This window comes from Micromonospora sp. M42 (assembly GCF_000568915.1).
GTDB lineage: Bacteria > Actinomycetota > Actinomycetes > Mycobacteriales > Micromonosporaceae > Micromonospora > Micromonospora chalcea.
Genome location: NZ_KK037233.1, coordinates 4,815,905 through 4,835,501 on the forward strand (window position 1 = coordinate 4,815,905; position 19,597 = coordinate 4,835,501).

At 73.3% G+C, this 19,597-nt stretch carries 14 protein-coding genes, 3 pseudogenes and 1 riboswitch; of the genes and pseudogenes, 10 read left to right on the plus strand and 7 right to left on the minus strand.

Annotated elements, in window-relative coordinates:
* Nucleotides 1-1,189, minus strand: a 1,189-nt coding sequence (locus tag MCBG_RS22180; protein ID WP_223201295.1) for a hypothetical protein, incomplete at its 3' end; no start/stop codon positions are given.
* Nucleotides 1,190-1,563: 374 nt separating this feature from the next.
* Between MCBG_RS22180 and MCBG_RS22185 the strand changes: the two are divergent.
* From MCBG_RS22185 to MCBG_RS22195, 3 genes and pseudogenes are all read left to right on the plus strand, one after another.
* Nucleotides 1,564-4,427: pseudogene (locus MCBG_RS22185) on the plus strand (alpha/beta fold hydrolase).
* The gene (locus MCBG_RS22190) at nucleotides 4,427-5,335 is read left to right on the plus strand and encodes an ABC transporter permease (RefSeq protein WP_043327978.1); all 909 of its coding nucleotides are present in this window, start codon (nucleotides 4,427-4,429) and stop codon (nucleotides 5,333-5,335) included. Before MCBG_RS22185 ends, MCBG_RS22190 begins: the two are co-directional and overlap by 1 nt.
* Nucleotides 5,336-5,485: 150 nt before the next feature.
* Nucleotides 5,486-5,935, plus strand: a complete 450-nt coding sequence (locus MCBG_RS22195; protein WP_043327979.1) for a DoxX family protein — start codon at nucleotides 5,486-5,488, stop codon at nucleotides 5,933-5,935.
* Nucleotides 5,936-5,990: 55 nt separating this feature from the next.
* Here MCBG_RS22195 and MCBG_RS22200 read toward each other — a convergent pair whose 3' ends face one another.
* Both MCBG_RS22200 and MCBG_RS22205 read right to left on the minus strand, forming a co-directional pair.
* A complete protein-coding gene (locus MCBG_RS22200) occupies nucleotides 5,991-6,620 on the minus strand; it encodes a DUF4232 domain-containing protein (protein ID WP_043327980.1) in 630 nt (209 codons plus the stop codon).
* Nucleotides 6,621-6,663: 43 nt separating this feature from the next.
* The gene (locus MCBG_RS22205) at nucleotides 6,664-6,972 is read right to left on the minus strand and encodes an ArsR/SmtB family transcription factor (protein ID WP_043327981.1); all 309 of its coding nucleotides are present in this window, start codon (nucleotides 6,970-6,972) and stop codon (nucleotides 6,664-6,666) included.
* Between the two features lie 90 nt (nucleotides 6,973-7,062).
* Between MCBG_RS22205 and MCBG_RS22210 the strand changes: the two genes are divergently transcribed.
* The 4 genes and pseudogenes from MCBG_RS22210 to paaN all read left to right on the plus strand — a co-directional run bounded on the left by MCBG_RS22210 (nucleotide 7,063) and on the right by paaN (nucleotide 12,587).
* Entirely contained in the window at nucleotides 7,063-8,037 is a 975-nt protein-coding gene (locus MCBG_RS22210; RefSeq protein ID WP_051611342.1) for a DMT family transporter, read from the plus strand.
* Between the two features lie 72 nt (nucleotides 8,038-8,109).
* Nucleotides 8,110-8,242: riboswitch (SAM riboswitch) on the plus strand.
* A gap of 12 nt (nucleotides 8,243-8,254) precedes the next feature.
* Entirely contained in the window at nucleotides 8,255-9,544 is a 1,290-nt protein-coding gene (thrC, locus tag MCBG_RS22215; RefSeq protein ID WP_043327982.1) for a threonine synthase, read from the plus strand.
* Between the two features lie 299 nt (nucleotides 9,545-9,843).
* A pseudogene (locus tag MCBG_RS22220) lies at nucleotides 9,844-10,861 on the plus strand (GNAT family N-acetyltransferase).
* Between the two features lie 52 nt (nucleotides 10,862-10,913).
* Complete coding sequence (paaN, locus tag MCBG_RS22225; protein WP_181373727.1) at nucleotides 10,914-12,587, plus strand: phenylacetic acid degradation protein PaaN; 1,674 nt, start codon at nucleotides 10,914-10,916, stop codon at nucleotides 12,585-12,587.
* Between the two features lie 70 nt (nucleotides 12,588-12,657).
* On the opposite strand, the gene MCBG_RS22230 is transcribed toward paaN, so the two are convergent.
* Nucleotides 12,658-13,173 carry a GNAT family N-acetyltransferase gene (locus MCBG_RS22230; protein ID WP_043327984.1) on the minus strand — a complete coding sequence of 172 codons (516 nt, stop codon included), beginning with the start codon at nucleotides 13,171-13,173 and terminating at the stop codon, nucleotides 12,658-12,660.
* 223 nt (nucleotides 13,174-13,396) lie between these two features.
* Between MCBG_RS22230 and MCBG_RS22235 the strand changes: the two genes are divergently transcribed.
* The 3 genes from MCBG_RS22235 (at nucleotide 13,397) to groL (ending at nucleotide 16,936) form a co-directional block, all read left to right on the plus strand.
* Nucleotides 13,397-13,600 (plus strand): cold-shock protein, encoded by a 204-nt coding sequence (locus tag MCBG_RS22235; protein ID WP_013288855.1) that lies wholly within the window; start codon nucleotides 13,397-13,399, stop codon nucleotides 13,598-13,600.
* A 113-nt stretch (nucleotides 13,601-13,713) separates the two neighbouring features.
* Nucleotides 13,714-15,039 carry a hypothetical protein gene (locus MCBG_RS22240; protein ID WP_043327985.1) on the plus strand — a complete coding sequence of 442 codons (1,326 nt, stop codon included), beginning with the start codon at nucleotides 13,714-13,716 and terminating at the stop codon, nucleotides 15,037-15,039.
* 274 nt (nucleotides 15,040-15,313) lie between these two features.
* Complete coding sequence (groL, locus tag MCBG_RS22245) at nucleotides 15,314-16,936, plus strand: chaperonin GroEL (protein ID WP_043327986.1); 1,623 nt, start codon at nucleotides 15,314-15,316, stop codon at nucleotides 16,934-16,936.
* Between the two features lie 68 nt (nucleotides 16,937-17,004).
* Here groL and MCBG_RS22250 read toward each other — a convergent pair whose 3' ends face one another.
* The 3 genes and pseudogenes from MCBG_RS22250 to MCBG_RS34295 form a co-directional block, all read right to left on the minus strand.
* A complete protein-coding gene (locus MCBG_RS22250; RefSeq protein WP_030502772.1) occupies nucleotides 17,005-17,226 on the minus strand; it encodes a hypothetical protein in 222 nt (73 codons plus the stop codon).
* Nucleotides 17,227-17,296: 70 nt separating this feature from the next.
* On the minus strand, nucleotides 17,297-18,223 hold the full coding sequence (locus MCBG_RS22255) for a GNAT family N-acetyltransferase (RefSeq protein ID WP_043327987.1): 927 nt from the start codon (nucleotides 18,221-18,223) through the stop codon (nucleotides 17,297-17,299).
* Nucleotides 18,224-18,266: 43 nt separating this feature from the next.
* A pseudogene (locus tag MCBG_RS34295) lies at nucleotides 18,267-19,597 on the minus strand (S8 family serine peptidase); the annotation flags it as partial.

Genomic DNA, 19,597 nt, shown 5'->3' on the forward strand with positions numbered 1-19,597 from the left:
ATCCGTAACCTAGCGAGCAGCATCGAACGGCCTCCCCGGTCGGCGTCGCCGCCCCGGCCGACGGCGACCGGCTGGCGGTCACCCTCGGACACGGTGATCGGCGGGTCAGCGTGGACCGCCGGGGCGGTCCGGCCTCGGCCGGCGTGCGGCGCGCCGGGGGAGGGCCGGCGGCCCGCGCCCGCCGTAGCGCGGCGAGGTGCAGCGCGGCGATCCCGGCGAGCAGCGCGACAGCGGTGCCGGCCGCGGCCCGGCCCAGCAGGCGGTCCCGGTCGATCGCGTCCAGCCGTTCCTTCAGCAGCGCGTCGAGCTGGTCGAGGATGACCGTCCGGAGCTGCTTGGCGGCGTTCTGCGCGGTGATGCCGGCCTGGGTGAGCTGGTCGGTGCTCGGCGCGGACCGCCCGCCGCCGGGCGCCGAGTAGACCGAGAACGTCTCCAGCGAGCGCTGGTAGGTGTCCAGCGGGGTGAGCACGTTGGCGCCCAGGTCGGTGCTCTCCGAGCTGTCGACGGCGGAGCGCAGGTCGGCGACGAGGTCGGTGGCCGGGCCGAGCGCGGCGACGCGCAGCTCGGCCAGTTCCGCGCCGGTCCGCGCGCGCTCGGCGGCGGGGCGCTTGGCCGCCAGCCGGGCCAGGTCGACGAGCCGCCCGGCCAGCACGGTCGCGGTGGGCAGGTCACCGCCGATGCCGTCCTGGAGGAAGAACGAGTCCGAGCGCGGGTCGCGGATCAGCCCGGAGCTCTCCCGCACCTTGCGGTAGAGGGCCAGGAGCAGGTCGGACGCCTCGCCGTAGGCCCGGAAGGCCGCCTCGGGGTCGCCGAGCCCGCGGTCCGGCAGCGACTCGAGCTTCGCCCGCAGCCCGGCCCAGCGCTCGTGGGTGCGCAACTCGTCGCCGACGGCGCTGTCCACCTCGGCGACGCCCTCGATCGCGGCGGTGAGCGCGCCCCGGGAGACGGCTCCCTCGGCGACCGCTATCGCCTGGGCCTCCACCAGCGCGTCGGTGATCGGGCCGAGGGCGCGCAGGTAGCGCACACCGAGCCGTTCCCGGCTCGCCAGGTCGTGGTCGTCCGCGGCGCTGCTCTCGGACTGGGCGAAGATGAACCCGAGCGGTACGAGCAGCGCCAGCACCAGCAGCAGGGGAAGCGTGCGGCCCGGTACGGCGGGCCGCCGACGGACCCGCGGCGCGGGGACTGTCATGGTGTGTCTCCTCCGGCGACGGCGGGGCGTTCGGTGCCCCGGGAGGTCGCCGTACGCAGTCCCGTGCACCGGACCGGAAAAGTAGCCGAACCGGACGTCTGTGCAACCTCGGCCGATGAGTCGGCTTCACGTCAGTCCATTCTGGGCGACGCTGAGTGAGCTTTGACGTCACTCAGCGTCCGATCATGTTGCCGAGAAGTGACATCGACGATGGTTTGCGCGTGTAGATGTGAATTCACATGATCCGAACATGTGCCGCTGGGATGCTCTGGACCTTTGGCGGACGACGGTGGGCGAACGACGAACGGCGCAACCGGACGGACGTACGGCGGATCTCAGCGAATGCACAGCGATCGGCCCGTACCGTGTGCCGCATGAGATCACCAGTCGCGCGGATCCGGCGCGCCCTGGCCGGACGCCCACGCCGGATCGTCGCCGTCGTGGCGGTGGTAGTCCTCGGCGCCGCCGCGCTCGTCTGGGTGGCCCGGCCGCAGAGCCCGGACTTCCGCACCGAGTCGGCGCTGGTGACGGTCCGCTCCGGGCCCTCCGGTGACGAGCCGGTCGAGCTGGACACCACGCTCTACCTGCCGGACCGCGCGTCGGAAGCGAACCGCGTGCCGGCGGTGCTGCTGGCGCACGGGTTCGGTGGCACCAAGGACTCGGTCCGCTCCGACGCCGAGGACCTGGCCGCCCGGGGGTACGCGGTGCTCACCTGGACCGCCCGCGGCTTCGGGCGCAGCGGCGGCCAGATCCACCTGGACAGCCCCGACTACGAGGTGCGGGACGCCCAGCGCCTGCTCGACCGGCTCGCGGCCCGGCCGGACATCCGCCTCGACTCGCCGGGCGACCCCCGCGTCGGCGTGGTCGGCGGCTCCTACGGCGGCGGCCTGGCCCTGCTGCTGGCCGCGCAGGACCAGCGGGTCGACGCGATCGTCCCGATGATCACCTGGAACGACCTGTCCCGCGCGTTCCTGCCGGAGAGCACCGGCCGGCAGCCCACCGACGGCGTGTTCAAGAAGGGCTGGGCGGGGATCTTCTTCGGTGGCGGCGGGAACGCCGGCTCCGGTCCGGCCGGGCTCTCCGGGGCCACCGCCGCCGCGCCGGAGGGCGCGCCCGAGTCGGCCGGACCGCCGAGCCCGCAGCCGGGCGCCGGTCCCGGTACCGGCTCCGGTCGTGCGCCGGCCGGCGCCGCCGACCCGTCCTGCGGGCGCTTCGCCGCCGACGTCTGCGCCGCGTACCTGCGTATCGCGACCACGGGCCGGGCCGACGCGGCGGCGGTCGAGCTGCTGCGCCGGTCGTCGCCGGCCGGCGTGCTGGACCGGATCAAGTCCCCGACGCTGCTGGTCCAGGGCGAGGCGGACACGCTCTTCCCGCTGGCCGAGGCGGACGCCAACGCCCGGGGCATCGCCGCCGCCGGCACGCCGGTGCGGGTCGCCTGGTTCACCGGCGGCCACGACGGCGGCTCCGGACCCACCTCCGACTCCGACCGGGTGAAGTTCCTGACCGCGCAGTGGCTCGACCACTACGTCAAGGGGGACGGGGCGGCGCCCGGCGACACGTTCACGTTCTCCCGCATCGCCGGGTTCGACGCGCTCGACCGGGGCCTGGTCGCCACCGGCTTCCGTACCGCCGACTATCCGGGCCTGGCCGGGGAGGACCGCCGCGAGGTCACGCTCGCCGGTCCGCCCCAGCCGGTCGCCGTACCGCCCAACGGCAACCCGGCGGCGATCTCCTCGGTGCCGTTCGCCGGCGCGCTCGGCTCGCTGCTGGACGGCGTGGCCGGTGACATCCCCGGCCAGCACGCCCGCTTCGAGTCCGCGCCGCTGGACGAGCCGGTCGACGTGGTGGGCGCGCCCACGGTGCGGATCCGGGCCGCCTCCCCGACCGGCGAGGCGGTGCTGTTCGTGAAGCTCTACGACGTCGACCCGCAGGGGGCGGCCACGCTGCCGTCCGGCCTGGTCGCGCCGGTGCGCCTGACCGGCCTGCCCAGCTCGGTCGACGCGGCCACGCCGGTCACCGTCACGCTGCCGGGGATCGTCCGGCGGGTCGAGGCCGGGCACCGGCTGCGGCTCGTGGTGGCGACGTCGGACCAGGCGTACGCCTCGCCGGCCGAGCCGGCCGTGCACACGGTGGCGCTGGCCGACGGGCCGCTGACGCTGCCCACCGTCGAGCCACGCCCATCCCCACCACGGCAGTGGTGTGGCGCTGGGCGCTGGCCGGTCTGCTCACCGCCATCGTGCTCGGGCTCGTCGTGGTCGTGCTGCTCACCCGCCGCCGGCACCGCCGCCAGGACAACTCCGTGCACCCGGAGTACGCGGGCGTCCCGCTCGCCGTGCGCAACCTGCGCAAGGAGTACGCGGACGGCTTCGTCGCGGTCTCCGACGTCGACTTCGAGGTGCACCCCGGGCAGGTGGTCGGCCTGCTCGGCCCCAACGGCGCGGGCAAGACCACCACGCTGCGGGTGCTGATGGGGCTGACCCAGCCCACCGCCGGGGAGATCTACGTCTTCGGGCACCGGCTGGTGCCCGGCTCGCCGGTGCTGTCCCGGATCGGCGCGCTGGTCGAGGGGCCGGGCTTCCTGCCGCACCTGTCCGGCCTGGACAACCTCAAGGCGTACTGGCGGGCGACCGGGCGGCCGTGGGAGGACGCGCACTTCGACGAGGCGCTGGAGATCGCCGGCCTGGGCGACTCGGTGCACCGGCGGACGAGGAAGTACAGCCACGGCATGCGGCAGCGGCTGGCCATCGCCCAGGCCATGCTCGGCCTGCCCGAGCTGCTGGTGCTGGACGAGCCGACGGACGGGCTGGACCCGCCGCAGATCGCCGAGATGCGCCGGGTGCTCCAGCGCTACGCCACCGACGGCCGGGCGGTGCTGGTCTCCAGCCACCTGCTGGCCGAGGTGGAGCAGACCTGCACGCACGCCGTGGTGGTGAACAAGGGCCGGATCGTCGCCTCGGGTCCGGTCGAGGAGATCGTCGGCGAGTCGCCGAGCGTGCTGTTCGAGGTGAGCGACCCGGACGCGGCGCGTACGGTGCTCGACCGGCTCGACGGCGTACGGGTGCTGCCCGACGCCGAGGGCGCGCTGGTGGTCGACACCAACGGCACCGCGCGCAGCGAGGTGGTGGCCGAGCTGGTCCGGGCCGGTATCGGAGTGGACCGGGTGGTGCCCCGGCGCCGCCTGGAGGACGCGTTCCTCGCCCTGGTCGGCGAGAACTCTCGGGGAAGCGGGGACCGGTGATGGCGGGTTCGTCTGTGGCATCGTCGCCTGGTGGCGGCACGTCCGGGCCCGGCGCGGGCGGTGCGGCGGCCGGTTACCGGCCCTCGGCCACGCTTCCGTTCGCCGCGGAGTTCCGGCGGCAGGCGTCGCGTCGGCGTACCCAGCTCGCGCTGGGGTTCATGGTGCTGCTGCCGCTGATCATCCTGGTGGCGTTCCAGTTCGACTCCGGGGACGACGACCGCGGCGGGCGGGGCGAGTTCTCCAGCCTGGCCGACCTGGCCACCTCGGGCGGGCTCAACTTCACCTTGTTCTCGATCCTGGTCTCCGCGTCGTTCCTGCTGGTCGTGGTGGTGGCGTTGTTCTGCGGCGACACGGTGGCCAGCGAGGCGAGCTGGGGCAGCCTGCGCTACCTGCTGGCGGTGCCGGTGCCCCGGGCCCGGCTGCTCGCGGTGAAGCTGGTCGTCGCGCTCGCGTACTCCGGGCTGGCGCTGCTGTTGCTCGCGGGCACCGCGCTGCTGGTCGGCACGCTGCGGTACGGCTGGAAGCCGTTGAGCAGCCAGGTCTCGGCCGAGCTGGCCCCGGCCGACGGCTTGCTGCGGCTGCTCGGGGTGCTCGGGTACCTGGCGGTGGTGCTGCTGGTGGTGGCCGGGCTGGCGTTCCTGCTGTCGGTGACCACCGATGCCGCGCTCGGCGCGGTCGGTGGCGCGGTGCTGCTCTGGATCCTGTCCAGCATCCTGGATCAGATCACCGCGCTGGGCGGGCTGCGGAACCTGCTGCCCACCCACTACAGCAGCGCCTGGCTGGGGCTGCTGTCCACGCCGATGCAGACCGACGACGTGGTCAAGGGCGCGTTCTCGGCAATCGTCTACGCCACGTTGTTCTGGAGCCTGGCCTTCTGGCGTTTCACCCGCAAGGACGTCACCAGCTGAGGTGACTGTCGGGGGTACCCGCATTGGCGCGTCCGCCCATATCATGGGAGCGTTCCCATGCAATTGTCCCGCCTGCAAAGAAATTGATTAACATCGATACGTGCAATCGCCATCCTGGAGCGGTCAAACACCCGCCCCAGGAGGTCACACATGATTCCGACCCAGCTCAGCGGCCCTGTCCTGTCCCTGTTCCGCGCTGTTGTGGGGCTGCTGTTCCTATGCCACGGCGCGGCGTCGATATTCGGCGTCCTCGGCGGTAACCGAGGCTCCGGCGAGGCCGTCCCGTTCGCCACCTGGCCCGGTTGGTGGGCGGCGCTGATCCAGCTCGTCTGCGGCGTGCTGGTGCTCGTCGGCCTGCTCACCCGTCCGGCCGCGCTGCTCGCCTCCGGTTCGATGGCGTACGCGTACTTCACTGTGCACCAGCCGCAGAACCTGATGCCGCTGCAGAACGGCGGCGAACTGGCGGCGCTCTTCTGCTGGTCGTTCCTGCTGGTCGCCGTGCTCGGCCCGGGCAACTGGGCGCTGGACGCGCTGCTCGCCCGCCGCCGCGCCGCCCCGGCCGAGCCCGCCACCGCGTCGCCCGCGTCGGTCCCGGCCTGAGCCGCCGTCCGGCGAGATCGCGGTACGGGAGGGCGCTTCCGTACCGCGATCTGAGTCAGAGCGGGTTGACCGGCGAGGTCGAGGGGGCCGGTGGATCGGAGCGCGGGGGCGCCTGCGTCGCCGGGTCGGCGTCGCGGCGCTTCCAGGCGCTGACGCCGAGCCGGCCGGTGTTCCCGAGGTCGATCGGCCCGTCCAGCTCGACCGGGTACGCCGGCCGGCCGGTCGACGGGGCGACGTCGAGTTCGGCGCCCGCGGTGGCCACCACGGTCGGGTCGGTGACGAGGTTGCGCCAGATCAGCGCCGCGCCGGCCCGTTCGCCCGGCGCCAGCACGATCCGGGTGGGCGGGTGGTCGAAGCCGGCGGTGATCGGCGCGGCGCCCGGGATGATCCGTACCGTTATCGCGTCCCCGTCGGCGTCCCGGAGCGCGACCGCCGGATAGCCACGCAGCTCGTACGGGCGGTCGCCGCAGTTGACCAGGTCCAGGCCCATCGCCCGCAGCCCCATCGCCGCGCTCACCCCGAGCCCGGTGATCCGGATGCCCTCCGGGGAGCACGTGGCGGCGGGCTCGGCGCCGGGCCGGGGTCGTGCCGACGGCGGCCCGTCGACCGGGGCCGGTGCCGGGGTGCAGCCGGCGAGCAGTGCCGCGCCGGCGAGGAGCCCGATCCGGGCAGTCGCCTTCCGCATCAGGCGATCATGTCATCCCGCCGGGAGTGGCGGGGGAGGCTGATCATTGCGGCCGGGCGGGCGCGGTGAGGACGGCGTCGAGCAGGCCCGGGTAGAGGCGGTCCAGCTCGTCGCGGCGCAGCCGCACGTACCGGGTGGTGCCCGCGATGCGGGTGCGGGTCAGCCCCGCCTCGCGCAGCACCTTCAGGTGGTGGCTGCGGGTGGCCTTGGAGACGCCGAACTCGAACGAGCCGCAGGCGTGCTCCCCGCCCGGCGCGAGCGCGCGCACGATCTGCAGCCGCACGTCGTCGGCCAGCGCCGCCAGCACGGCGGTGACCGGGACGTCGCGCAGCTCGGGTTCGTGCAGCTCCATGTGACTACGATAACCCATGTTCGACAATCGTCGAACAAGCTCCTAGAGTCGTGGCGTTTGGTTCGACGATACTCGAACATAGGAGCTGGGATGCGCTTCCGTTCCGCCGCCTTCCCGATCTTCGCAGTGCTCAGCTGGGGCGTCATGTTCCCCGTGCTGGCGAGCGCGCTGACCCGGGTGGACGCCCTCAACCTGACCACCGCCCGGTACGTCCTCGCCACCGCCGTGCTGGTCGCCCTGCTGCTGGCCCGCGAAGGGCTGGCCGCACTCGCCACGCGCGGGCGCGCGGCCGAGGTGTGGCTGCTCGGCGCACTCGGCTTCGCCGGCTTCAACACACTGACGAACCTCGCCCTCGGCCATGCCACCCCGCAGCAGATCGCGCTGTTCGGCGCCACCGTGCCGCTGATCACCCAGCTGGTCCGCTGGGCGCGCGACGGCGTACGCCCCCGCCCGGCGCTGCTCGGACTGGCACTGGTGGCCCTGGTCGGCGTCGGCCTGGTGATCACCCGCGGCCGGCTGGACGGGCTCGGACAGTTCGGCGTCGGCGGGCTGCTCATGCTGGGCGCGGTGATCGGCTGGGCCTTCTACACGCACGGCGCGAGCCGGTTCCCCGAATGGTCGGCGCTGCGCTACACCACGCTGACCGCCGTCACGGGCATGCTCGCCATGCTCGCCGCCAGCGCCGTCGCCGACCTCACCGGGCTCCAGCACGCGCCGGCCGCCGCCGACCTCGTCGCGGTCGCCCCCCAACTGGCGTACGCGGTGCTGATCGCCGCCGTCCTCGCGGTGCTGGCCTGGAACACCGGTGTACGGCGACTCGGCCCGGCCGACGCCGCGCTGTTCATGAACCTGGTGCCGGTGGTCACGTTCGCGGTGCAGATCCTGCGCGGGTACCGGCCGGTCGCGATCGAGCTGGTGGGCGCCGGGCTGACCATCGCCGCCCTGGTGGCCGCGAACCTGGTCACCCGTACCCGCCCGGCAGCCGTGACCACGACGGCGCCGGAGCCGCTCGCGGTGGTGGACCGGCCCGCCGTGGTGGAGCCGGCCGCGGTGGTCGGACGCTGAGCCGGCCCACAGCGTGGGATCCCGGGGTGGCGCGGCCGTGAGCAGCGCATAGACTCGGCGGCACAACTGAATACCTCATCCAGAGGGGCTGAGGGATACGGCCCGACGACGCCCCGGCAACCACCCGCACGCTCGACGACGAGCGACAGCGGGCAGGTGCCAATTCCGTCCCCGCCGCACCCGGCGATGCGGGGAAAGATGAGAGGAAATCCTCGACATGACGTCGACGCTTCCCGCCGCCACCGGCATCGACACCACCCTCAGCCCGGCCCGCGCCCTGGTCTGCCGCGCCTGTTCGGCGCGCTACCCGCTGGCCGCCCAGCACGCCTGTTACGAGTGCTTCGGGCCGCTGGAGGTCGACTACGACACCGCCGCGCTCGCCACCGTCACCCGGGAGCAGATCGAGGCCGGTCCGGCGAACATCTGGCGGTACGCGGCGCTGCTGCCGGCCGGTCAGGACCCGGACACCCGGGTCACGCTCGACCCGGGGCTGACCCCGCTGGTCGCCGCCCCGAACCTCGCCGCCGAGCTGGGACTCACCGCGCCGCTGTGGGTCAAGGACGACAGCGCGAACCCCACCCACTCGTTCAAGGACCGGGTCGTCTCGGTGGCGCTGACCGCGGCCCGGCAGCTCGGCTTCACCCGCTACGCCTGCGCCTCCACCGGCAACCTCGCCAACTCCGTCGCCGCGCACGCGGCCCGGGCCGGCGTGCCGTCTGTCGTCTTCATCCCCGGCGACCTGGAGCAGGGCAAGGTCGTCACCACCGCTGTCTACGGCGGCGACCTGGTCGCCATCGACGGCTCGTACGACGACGTGAACCGGCTCTGCGGCGAACTGGTGGAGACCGACGAGTTCGAGGACACCGCGTTCGTCAACGTGAACGTGCGGCCCTACTACGCCGAGGGCTCCAAGACGCTCGGCTACGAGGTGGCCGAGCAGCTCGGCTGGCGGATCCCGGCCCAGGTGGTCATCCCGATGGCCAGTGGCGAGCTGCTCACCAAGATCGACAAGGCGTTCACCGAGCTGGTCGAGATCGGCCTGGTCGAGGCGCCGGCCGGTGGCTGGAAGGTTTTCGGCGCGCAGTCGGCCGGCTGCAACCCGATCGCCACCGCGCTGCACGGCGACACCGACACGATCACGCCGGTCAAGCCGACCGGCATCGCCAAGTCGCTGAACATCGGCGACCCCGCCGCCGGGCTGTACGCGCTGGAGGCGGTGCGCCGTACCGGCGGCTGGATGGACTACGCCGACGACGACGAGATCCGCGCCGGCATCCGGCTGCTCGCCCGTACCACCGGGGTGTTCGCCGAGACGGCGGGCGGCGTGACGGTCGCGGTGTTGCGCAAGCTGGTCGAGTCGGGCCGGCTCGACCCGTCCGCCGAGACGGTCGTGTTCAACACCGGCGAGGGCCTGAAGACGCTCGACGCGGTGGCCGCCCAGGTCGGGCCCACCCACCGCATCAAGCCGTCCCTGCGCGCCGCCCGGGACGCCGGCCTGCTGTCCTGACCCGGAGCCCGGCGCCTCGGCCGGGTGGGGGAGGTGGGGCTCGCCCGGGTGGGGGATCGGGTGAGACCGGTGGGTAACCGGTGATGTGCGGTGAGTGCCAGAAAACCACCCTCAAGGACTTGACGGCAGGAACCGGACGGCGCAAGATGCTTCGTGCGGGAGGGCATCCGCCGGAGACTTTTCAAGTTCTTGCGACCCAACGCCGGAGGCGTTGTGCGGACGTCCCTCCCGACCAACGTCCGAAGAGGCCAGCGGGAAACCGCTGGCCTCTTCGCTGTGTCCGGCGCACCCTGGGTGACATGACGCTGACCGTGACGCCGCTTGATCCCGCCGACCGGCAGACGCTCGACGCGGCGTACCGGATCGCCTGCGCCGCCCAGGCCGTCGACGAGCCGGACCTCCCGCCGATCTGCCGCCGCCGCTTCGAGGCGCTGCTGTCGCACCCGATGCCCGGCATCGAGGGACGCTGGCTCGTCGCCCGCCTGGACGGGCTGCCGGTGGGCTGGCTCCGGCTGCACCTGCACACGATCGAGAACACCGAGAACGCGACAGTCGAACTGACAGTCGACCCGGCGTACCGGAGGCGCGGCATCGGCCGCGTGCTGCACGAGCACGGCGTGCGGCTGCTCCGCGAGCACGGCGGCAAACGCCTGGTCGGCTCGACCACCGCCGCGCTGCCCGGCGAGGAGGACCGGGTCTTCCCCGGCGCTGCGTTCGCCGCCGCCCTGGGCGCCAAGCCGGCGCTGGCCGACGTCCGCCGCCGCCTCGACGTGACCGGGCTCGACCGTGACCGGCTCGCCGCGCTGCTGGCCCAGGCCCGCACCGCGCCACCGGATACCGGCCGGTGCGGTGGCGCGATCACACCCCCGAGAGTACGTCGCGGACGTCGCCTACCTCCAGGGCCGGCTGCTGCTCGACGCGCCGATGGGTGAGCTGGACTGGAAGCCGGAGCGGATGGACGCGGCGCGGGTACGCGACGCGGAGCGGGCGCTCGATGCCCGGGGCGTACGCCGGTACAACACCGGCGTGGTGCACGAGGCGACCGGCCGCCTGGTCGGCTGGACCCAGCTCAGCCTGGACGCGAGCAGCGCCGACCACGCCTGGCAGGAGATCACCCTCGTCGACCCCGACCACCGCGGCCGCCGGCTCGGCCTGCTCTGCAAGGCCGGGAACCTGGAGTACGCGCTGACACACGAACCGGCGTTGCGGGCCGTCGACACCTGGAACGCGGTCGCGAACCGGCACATGATCGCGATCAACGAGCAACTGGGCTTCCGCCCGGCCGCCGGTTCCGTCGACTGGCAGTTGACGATCTGAGTTGTGACACGCCCCTACTGATCTGGTGCCTTTCTGTTGCATGATGGCGGGCATGACGGAGACCCCGCACCCCCTGTACGACAGGCACCGCGAGACCCTCGACCGGGCGCTGACCGCCATCGCGGAGCGCGGGTACTGGTCGGCCTACCCCGAGTCACCCAGCCCCCGGGTGTACGGCGAGACCGCCGCCGCCGACGGCAAGGCCGCCTTCGAGGCGTACCTGGGTGGCGACTTCCCGCTCGACCAGGCCGGTGACGGCAGCACGGTCGCCACCGAGGTCAGCCCGTTCGGCGTGGCGCTGGACGTGCGCTACCCGCACGCGGGCGCCGACCAGCTCGTGTCCGCCGCGAGCGCCGCGCTGCCCGCCTGGCGCGACGCCGGCCCGCAGGCCCGGGTGGGCGTCTGCCTGGAGATCCTCGCCCGGCTGCACAAGAACGTCTTCGAGCTGGCGAACGCGGTGCAGTTCACCAGCGGCCAGGCGTTCGTGATGGCGTTCCAGGCCGGTGGCGCGCACGCGCTGGACCGGGCGCTGGAGGCGGTCGCGTACGCGTACGCCGAGATGACCCGCCACCCGGGGACCGCCGGCTGGGAGAAGGCCGCGGGCAAGGGCGACCCGCTCCGGATGACCAAGACGTTCCACGTGGTGCCGCGCGGGGTCGCGCTGGTCATCGGCTGCAACACGTTCCCCACCTGGAACTCGTACCCCGGTCTGTTCGCCTCGCTGGCCACCGGCAACCCGGTCGTGGTGAAGCCGCACCCGCGCGCGGTGCTGCCGCTGGCGATCACCGTGAAGTACGCCCGCGAGGTGCTCGCCGAGGCCGGGTTCGACCCGAACCTGGTGCAGCTCGCGCCCGAGGCGCCCGGCGAGAAGCTCGCCACGACGCTGGCCCTGGACCCGGCCGTGAAGATCGTCGACTTCACCGGCTCCACCGAGTACGGCGACTGGCTGGAGGCGAACGCCCGGCAGGCGGCCGTCTACACCGAGAAGGCCGGCCTGAACACGGTGGTGATCGACTCCACCGACGACTTCGCCGGGCTCTGCCGCAACCTCGGCTTCACGCTGACGCTGTACAGCGGCCAGATGTGCACCACCTCGCAGAACCTGCTGATCCCGCGCGACGGAATCGAGACCGACCAGGGGCACAAGAGCTTCGACGAGGTGGCCGCCGGGATCGCCGGCGCGGTCGCCAAGCTGACCGCCGACCCGGCCCGCGGCGTCGAGCTGACCGGCGCGATCGTCAACGACGGCGTGCTGGAGCGGCTGGACGAGGTCACCAAGGTCGGCGAGCCGGTGCTGGAGTCGCGCGTAGTCGAGCACCCGTCCTTCCCCGGCGCGGTGGTGCGTACGCCGACTGTGGTGAAGCTGGACGCCTCCGACACCGCCACCTACTCGCGGGAGTGGTTCGGGCCGATCTCGTTCGCCATCGCGACCGACTCGACCGAGCACAGCCTGCGCATCCTGCGCGAGACGGTGGGCGAGAAGGGCGCGCTGACCGCGGGCGTCTACTCCACCGACGAGGCCGTGCTGGACGAGGCAGAGAAGGCGGCCATCGACGCCGGGGTGCACCTGTCCTGCAACCTCACCGGCGGGGTGTTCGTCAACCAGTCGGCGGCGTTCTCCGACTTCCACGGCTCCGGCGCGAACGCGGCGGCCAACTCGGCGCTGACCGACGGCGCGTACGTGGCGAACCGGTTCCGCATCGTCCAGAGCCGCCGCCACGCCTGAAAGGAGGGGCCCCTTCTTAACGCCTGCGGTATAGGAGGGGCCCCCTCTTAACAACTGCGTCCGGTCGGCCTCACGCCGGGCGGCGCATCTGGAGTTCGTGCAGGCGGGGGATCCTGGGGTGCGGCACGCGTACGCCGGTGTCCACGAAGCCCAGCTTCTGGTAGGCCCGGTAGGCCCGGTCGTTGCCGACCACCACCTCCATCATCAGCTCGGGCCGTCCGCAGGCGCGCGACCAGGCGGCCACCTCGTCGACGAGCGCGGCGAGCAGACCGCTGCCCCGTCGGGCCGGCGTCACGTAGACCGCGTAGACGAGCGTCAGGCCCGGCTCGTCCGGCGCGGCGGTGCCACCGGCGTGGCCGACCAGCCGGCCGCCCGGGTCGGCCACGAACTGGGCGGTGTGGTCGCCCCGGGAGACGGCCGCGACCCGGGCCGCGAACTCCGCGTGCGGCCGGGCGGCGGCCTCGGCCACCGTCTCCAGGAAGGCCAGTGGGGAGTCGGCCAGCATCTCCAGCCGCAGCGCCCGCATCCGGGCGGCGTCGGTCGGCCGGACCCGGCGAACGGTGGTCGTGGTGGGCGCGCTGGTCATGCCGCATGCATACCGGACGGGCCGGCGCAGGCGCGTGACCGGGGCCGGGTACCGCCCGGAATATGCCCGATTTGTGGTCGTGCGCCGTCGTCACGCCTCGTGTAGCGTGCGATTTCGGTCACCGAATTCAGTGGTCGTCGCCGATCGCTGAACCGGTGTGCTACCGGTGCCGGTCCGCCGGTTTCCGGGTGTTGGAACGCCGCGCAGAGTGAGGAAGTGCACCGTGGCACAGGGCACCGTGAAGTGGTTCAACGCCGAAAAGGGCTACGGCTTCATCGCCGTCGACGGCGGGCAGGACGTCTTCGTCCACTTCTCCGCGATCGAGATGGACGGTTACAAGGCGCTGGACGACGGCCAGCGGGTCGAGTTCGAGATCGCGCAGGGGCAGAAGGGTCCGCAGGCCGAGCGGGTCCGCGTCATCGCCTGACCTCCGCCTGCCGGGCGGTTCCGCAGCCGGGTCCGCCGACCGGGGGGCTGCGCTGTGAGCGTGCACCATGGAAGATCATGAGCCGTTCCAGCCGTAGCCGCTGAGGAGGGCCCATGTCCGATCTGCCTCCGCCGGGTTCCACCGAACCGGTGTCGCCGACGCCGTCCGGCTCTCCGGCCGACCCGACCGCGCCTCCGCCTCCGGCCACCGATCCGGCGTCGTCGGGGAGCGCCGGCCCGTCCGTGCCCGCTCCCGGCCCGGCGCCCGCCGATCCCTGGGCCGACCAGACCGGCTACGGCCCGAGCATTCCGCAACAACCCGGGTACGACGCGCAGCCCGCCCACCCGAACCCGTCCGGCCCGGCCACTCCCGCCGACCCGGCCACCCCGCCCGGTGGGGGCGACCCGGCCGGCTGGACCGCGCCGGGTGCCGCCCCGCCCCCCAGCTACCCCACGCCGCCGGGCTACCCCACGATGCCGGGCTACCCGGCTGGTCCTCCCCAGGCGGGCTGGCCCGGGTACCCGGCTCATCCGATGCCGGGCGCCGCCTACCCGGTGGCCGCCGGCCCCGGTGCGTACGCCGGCTGGTTCCCCGGCATCGACCCGCAGGACCCGCTCGTCAACCCGCCGCACGCGGGCATCGGCCCATGGTTCGCCCGTTGCTGGGGGGCGCTGCGGCGCGGTTGGCGGCAGCTCCTGCCGATCGTGCTGCTCACCCAGGTCCCCCCGGCGATGGTGATCGGCGTCCTCACGCTCGTCCTCAGCCCCGACGGGCAGATGGCGACCGCGCCGGACGGGTCGCCGGTGCTGCCGGAGGACTTCTGGGCGCAGACGCTCGGCTTCTACGGCGCGATCCTGTTCGCCGGGCTGATCTTCGGCGCGCTCCAGGCGATGGGCTGGGCGGCGGGCACCTGGGTGATCGCCCGGCAGGCGGCCGGTCAGCCGGCCGGGCTCGGCGCCGCCTTCCGGTACGGGCTGAGCCGTGCCCTCGGCCTCTGGGGCTGGACCATCGTGGTGTCGCTGCTGGTCACGCTCGGCGCCTGCTTCTGCCTGCTGCCCGGCCTCTACGCCGCGCTCGCGCTCGCCCTGTTCGGTCCGGTCTACCTGTTCGAGCGGCGGGATCCGGTCGGGCGGTCGTGGCGGATGTTCCACAGCCGGTTCGGCATGGTGCTGGGCCGGGTCGCGCTGGTGGTGGCGGCGTTGGTCGTGTCGACGCTGCTGGACGTCGTGCTGAGCGGGATCAGCGGGGCGCTCTTCGGGCTCGAGCCGATGGGCGCCGTGGGCACCGCGATCGGCGCGGTGACGCTTACCGTTCTCAGCGCCGTGGTGGCGGCTCCGGCCTACCTGGCGCAGCAGGTGGGGCTGGTGGTCACGTACGCCGAGCAGCGGGCCCAGGAGGGCCCGGTGACCGCGGCTCAGCTGGCGGCGGAACTCGGCTGAGCGGGGCGGTCGTGCTTGCACTCGGCTAGGGAGAGTGCTAAACAAGTCATTGGCACTCGCATACGGTGAGTGCCAGAAGGTCGGGGCGGTAGGGCCACGGCCGCACCGGTGTCCCAGGTGGCGCCGGAGCGGTACGGGGCCGGTCGTCGCGGGCTGTCCGGCCCGACCGAGGAGACGTCGTCGTCGCCAGGTGGCGACGTCCCCAAGGTGCGTACACCAGACGGGCGCCACACGGTCCCTCAGCCCACCCCGTGTCCTGGGAGGACCACTTCACATGGCCAAGATCATCGCGTTCGACGAAGAGGCGCGCCGCGGCCTCGAGCGGGGCATGAACCAGCTCGCCGACGCCGTGAAGGTGACGCTCGGCCCCAAGGGCCGCAACGTCGTGCTCGAGAAGAAGTGGGGTGCCCCCACCATCACCAACGATGGTGTGAGCATCGCCAAGGAGATCGAGCTCGAGGACCCGTACGAGAAGATCGGCGCCGAGCTGGTCAAGGAGGTCGCGAAGAAGACCGACGACGTCGCCGGTGACGGCACGACGACGGCGACCGTCCTGGCCCAGGCCCTGGTTCGTGAGGGTCTGCGCAACGTGGCCGCCGGCGCCAACCCGATGGCCCTGAAGCGGGGCATCGAGGCCGCCGTGGCCAACGTCTCGGAGGAGCTGCTCAAGCTCGCCAAGGACGTGGAGACCAAGGAGCAGATCGCCTCCACCGCCTCCATCTCCGCCGCCGACCCCAGCGTCGGCGAGATCATCGCCGAGGCGATGGACAAGGTGGGCAAGGAAGGTGTCATCACCGTCGAGGAGAGCAACACCTTCGGCCTGGAGCTTGAGCTCACCGAGGGCATGCGCTTCGACAAGGGCTACATCTCCGCCTACTTCATGACCGACCCGGAGCGTATGGAGGCCGTCTTCGACGACCCGTACATCCTGATCGTCAACAGCAAGATCTCGTCGGTGAAGGACCTGCTCCCGATCCTGGAGAAGGTCATGCAGTCGGGCAAGCCGCTGCTGATCATCGCCGAGGACCTGGAGGGCGAGGCCCTGGCCACCCTGGTGGTCAACAAGGTCCGTGGCACCTTCAAGTCGGTCGCCGTCAAGGCGCCGGGCTTCGGTGACCGCCGCAAGGCCATGCTGACCGACATCGCCATCCTCACCGGTGGCCAGGTCATCAGCGAGGAGGTCGGCCTCAAGCTGGACGCGACCGGCCTCGAGATGCTGGGCCGCGCCCGCAAGGTCGTGGTGACCAAGGACGAGACCACCATCGTCGACGGCGCCGGCGACGCCGAGCAGATCCAGGGCCGGGTGAACCAGATCCGGGCCGAGATCGACAAGAGCGACTCCGACTACGACCGGGAGAAGCTGCAGGAGCGTCTGGCCAAGCTGGCTGGCGGTGTTGCGGTGATCAAGGTCGGCGCGGCCACCGAGGTCGAGCTGAAGGAGCGCAAGCACCGCATCGAGGACGCCGTCCGCAACGCGAAGGCCGCCGTCGAGGAGGGCATCGTCCCGGGTGGTGGCGTCGCGCTGGTGCAGGCCGGCAAGACCGCCTTCGACAAGCTGGACCTGGCCGGCGACGAGGCGACCGGCGCGCAGATCGTCAAGATCGCGCTGGACGCCCCGCTGCGGCAGATCGCCGTCAACGCCGGCATGGAGGGTGGCGTCGTCGTCGAGCGGGTTCGCAACCTCGACCCGGGTCACGGCCTCAACGCCGCGACCGGCGAGTACGTGGACCTGCTGGCCGCGGGCATCATCGACCCGGCCAAGGTGACCCGTTCCGCGCTGCAGAACGCCGCGTCGATCGCCGCGCTGTTCCTCACCACCGAGGCCGTCGTGGCGGACAAGCCGGAGAAGACCCCGGCCGCTCCGGCGGGCCCGGGTGGCGGGGAGATGGACTTCTGAGTCCAGCTCCACCCAGTACGCCGAAAGGGGCGGGCCGCGTCAGCGGTCCGCCCCTTTCCGTGTGCGTGTCAGGTGGGCAGCGGGCGCTGGTTGCGTCGCTTGTGCGTCCGGTCGTACGGCGGCAGCCGCCGCGGCTCGTCCACCGGCTGCCGTTGCTCCTCCACCGGTGGCCGGTCCGCGCCGGTCAGCTCGGCGAGCTGCTCGGCGTCGCCGATGTCGAGCCGGTCGAACGGGAGCTGGCCGGGAAGCTCGTCGGACGGTTCCTCGGCCCGTTCGTCATTCGTGGTCATGCACCGCCTCCTCTGCCCCGACCGTAGAGCCCGGTCGATGACGAAGGAGGTCGAATGGCGCTATTAGCGTCTATGCCCCTTTGATGGCTTTCCGGTAGAGGAAGAACACCCGTTCGATCCGGGCCCCCGCCGCGTTCGAGTAGAACGGCACCGGCCCCACCCAGCCGATCTGCGCCGCGGTGATCCCGGCCGCCGCCTGGTCACGCAGGCAGCGGCGCAGCAGCACACCACCGATCCCGGAGCCCTCCGCCGCCGGCGCGGTGCCCATCGGCCCGAACCAGCTCGGCCGGGCCGACCCGTAGGCGGCGAAACCGAGGATCTCACCGTCCCGCTCGGCCAGGTGCACGCCCGCGTCCGGCCGCCCCACCGAACCGGCCAGCTCACCGTCCCAGGTGCCGCCGAACGTGGACCTGGCGAACGCGGCGAGCGCCGGCAGGTCGTCCGGGGTGGCCCGGCGTACCGTCACGCCCCGCCCGGCCAGCCGCCGCTCGGCGGCCTCGGTGCGACGCAGCGCCACCGACCCCTCGGACAGGTCGGCGGTCATGTTCCAGGCGGTCCGGTCCTGCCGGTAGCCGAGCCGCTGCGCGGCGCAGACCGCCGGGGTGTAGCGCACGTCGATGCCGGGCCAGGCGTAGTGCGGCGGGTTGCCGGCGAGCAGCACCTCGGCCGCGCCGAGCGCGCCGAGCCGGCTCTCCGCCTCGGCCAGCAGCGCCCCGCCCACACCCTGGCGGCGCTCCGGCGGGGCGACCGCGATCAGGTCGACGTGGCCGAGCCGCGGATCGGCTGCCGACAGCGACCCGACGAGCACCCCGATCAACGCGCCGTCGCGTACCGCGCCGAGCCGCAGCACCGGGCGGTCGGCCCCGGCGCGTTCCGCCACGGTGACCACCACCGCGGACGCCTCGACCGCGTCCTCCGGCAGGTCGAGCGACACGCGGCACAACTCGACCACCTCGGGCAGCCGGTCCCGGCCCAGCTCGATGATCTCCACGTCCATGGACGCCGACAGTAGGGCATCGGCAGGCCAATGGACAGGGTTGTTAACCGGTGGCGGCCGCCCGGGCCGCGCGTACCGCCGCGTACGCGTCGACCAGCCCGGCGCCGGAGACGTCCCGCGGTCCGCCGCAGGCCTCGGCGGGCTGCGGGACCGGCTGCGCGGTGTCGCGCAGGATGGCCCGGGTCCGTTCCAGGTCCCCGACCAGCGCGGGGTTCGCCGACCACATCAGCGCCACCACGCCCGCCACTGCGGCGTGGCCATCGAGGTGCCGTCCAGCGTCGCGTACCCGCCGCCCGGGCATCGCGGAGAGCACAAGCCGCGCCCGGGGCGAATAGGTCCGGCTGGCCACGCCGTCCGGCGCGGGACCACGGCTGGAGAAGTCGGTGACGCGGCGCTGCCGGTCCACCGCCCCGACGGTCAGCACGTCCGGGTACGGTGCGGGCGGGTCCACGATCGAGCCGCAGGACGGGCCGGGTGTTGCCGGCGGCGGCCACCACCAGGATGCCGGCCGCGGTCAGCGCGGCGGTCGCCGGGCGCAGCGCCCCCGGATCGCAGCCCTCCAGCGGCGGGCAGCCCCACGAGTTCGTGAGCACGTCCGGGGCGCGCGCCGGACGCCCGTCGGTCAGCGGGTTCCCGCCCGGCGGGAACGGGGCCAGCATGAACTGGAGACAGTCGAGGTAGCGGGCCGGGCTGCCCAGGTTGCGGTCCAGGTTGACGCAGCCGACCCAGCTCGCGCCGGGCGCCACGCCGATGCCGTCCCGGCCCACCGCGCTGCCCAGCGTGTGGGTGCCGTGGCCACCCCGGTCGGCCGGGGCGCGGCGGTCCTCCCACGGGTCGTACCAGGAGTCGTCGCCACCCCGGAAGCCGCCGGCGAGCGCCGGGTGCCGGCCGTCCACTCCGGAGTCGGAGCTGCCCACCACCACGCCGGAGCCGGTGACGCCCAGCTCCGACCAGACCCGGTCCGCCCCGATCAGCGAGATGTTCCAGGCCGGTCCGGTCGGCGCCGGGGCGTCGCCGCGCGCCGTCGGGGCGAGCGCGGGCAGCGGACGCAGCCGCTGGCTGACCAGCACCCGGGCCACCTCGGGCCGGCCGGACAGCCAGGCCCGCACCGCCGGGCCGCCGTCCGTCTCGATCGCGTTGACCAGGTAGTACGGTGTCGGCTTCAGCCGCATGTCGGTCAGCGTGCGGCGCAGGTCGCCCTGGGTGCGGTCGGCGGTGGCGACCAGCCGCCGGTAGACCTCGGTCGCCCGGGCGTCCCGCCCGGCCCGTCCCGGCGTCCCGGCCGGCAACCCGGTCAGGTCGGCCTGCTCGCGCAGCACCACGAGCAGCCGCTCGCCGTGCAGACCCGGCTGGCCGGGGACCACGTACACCACG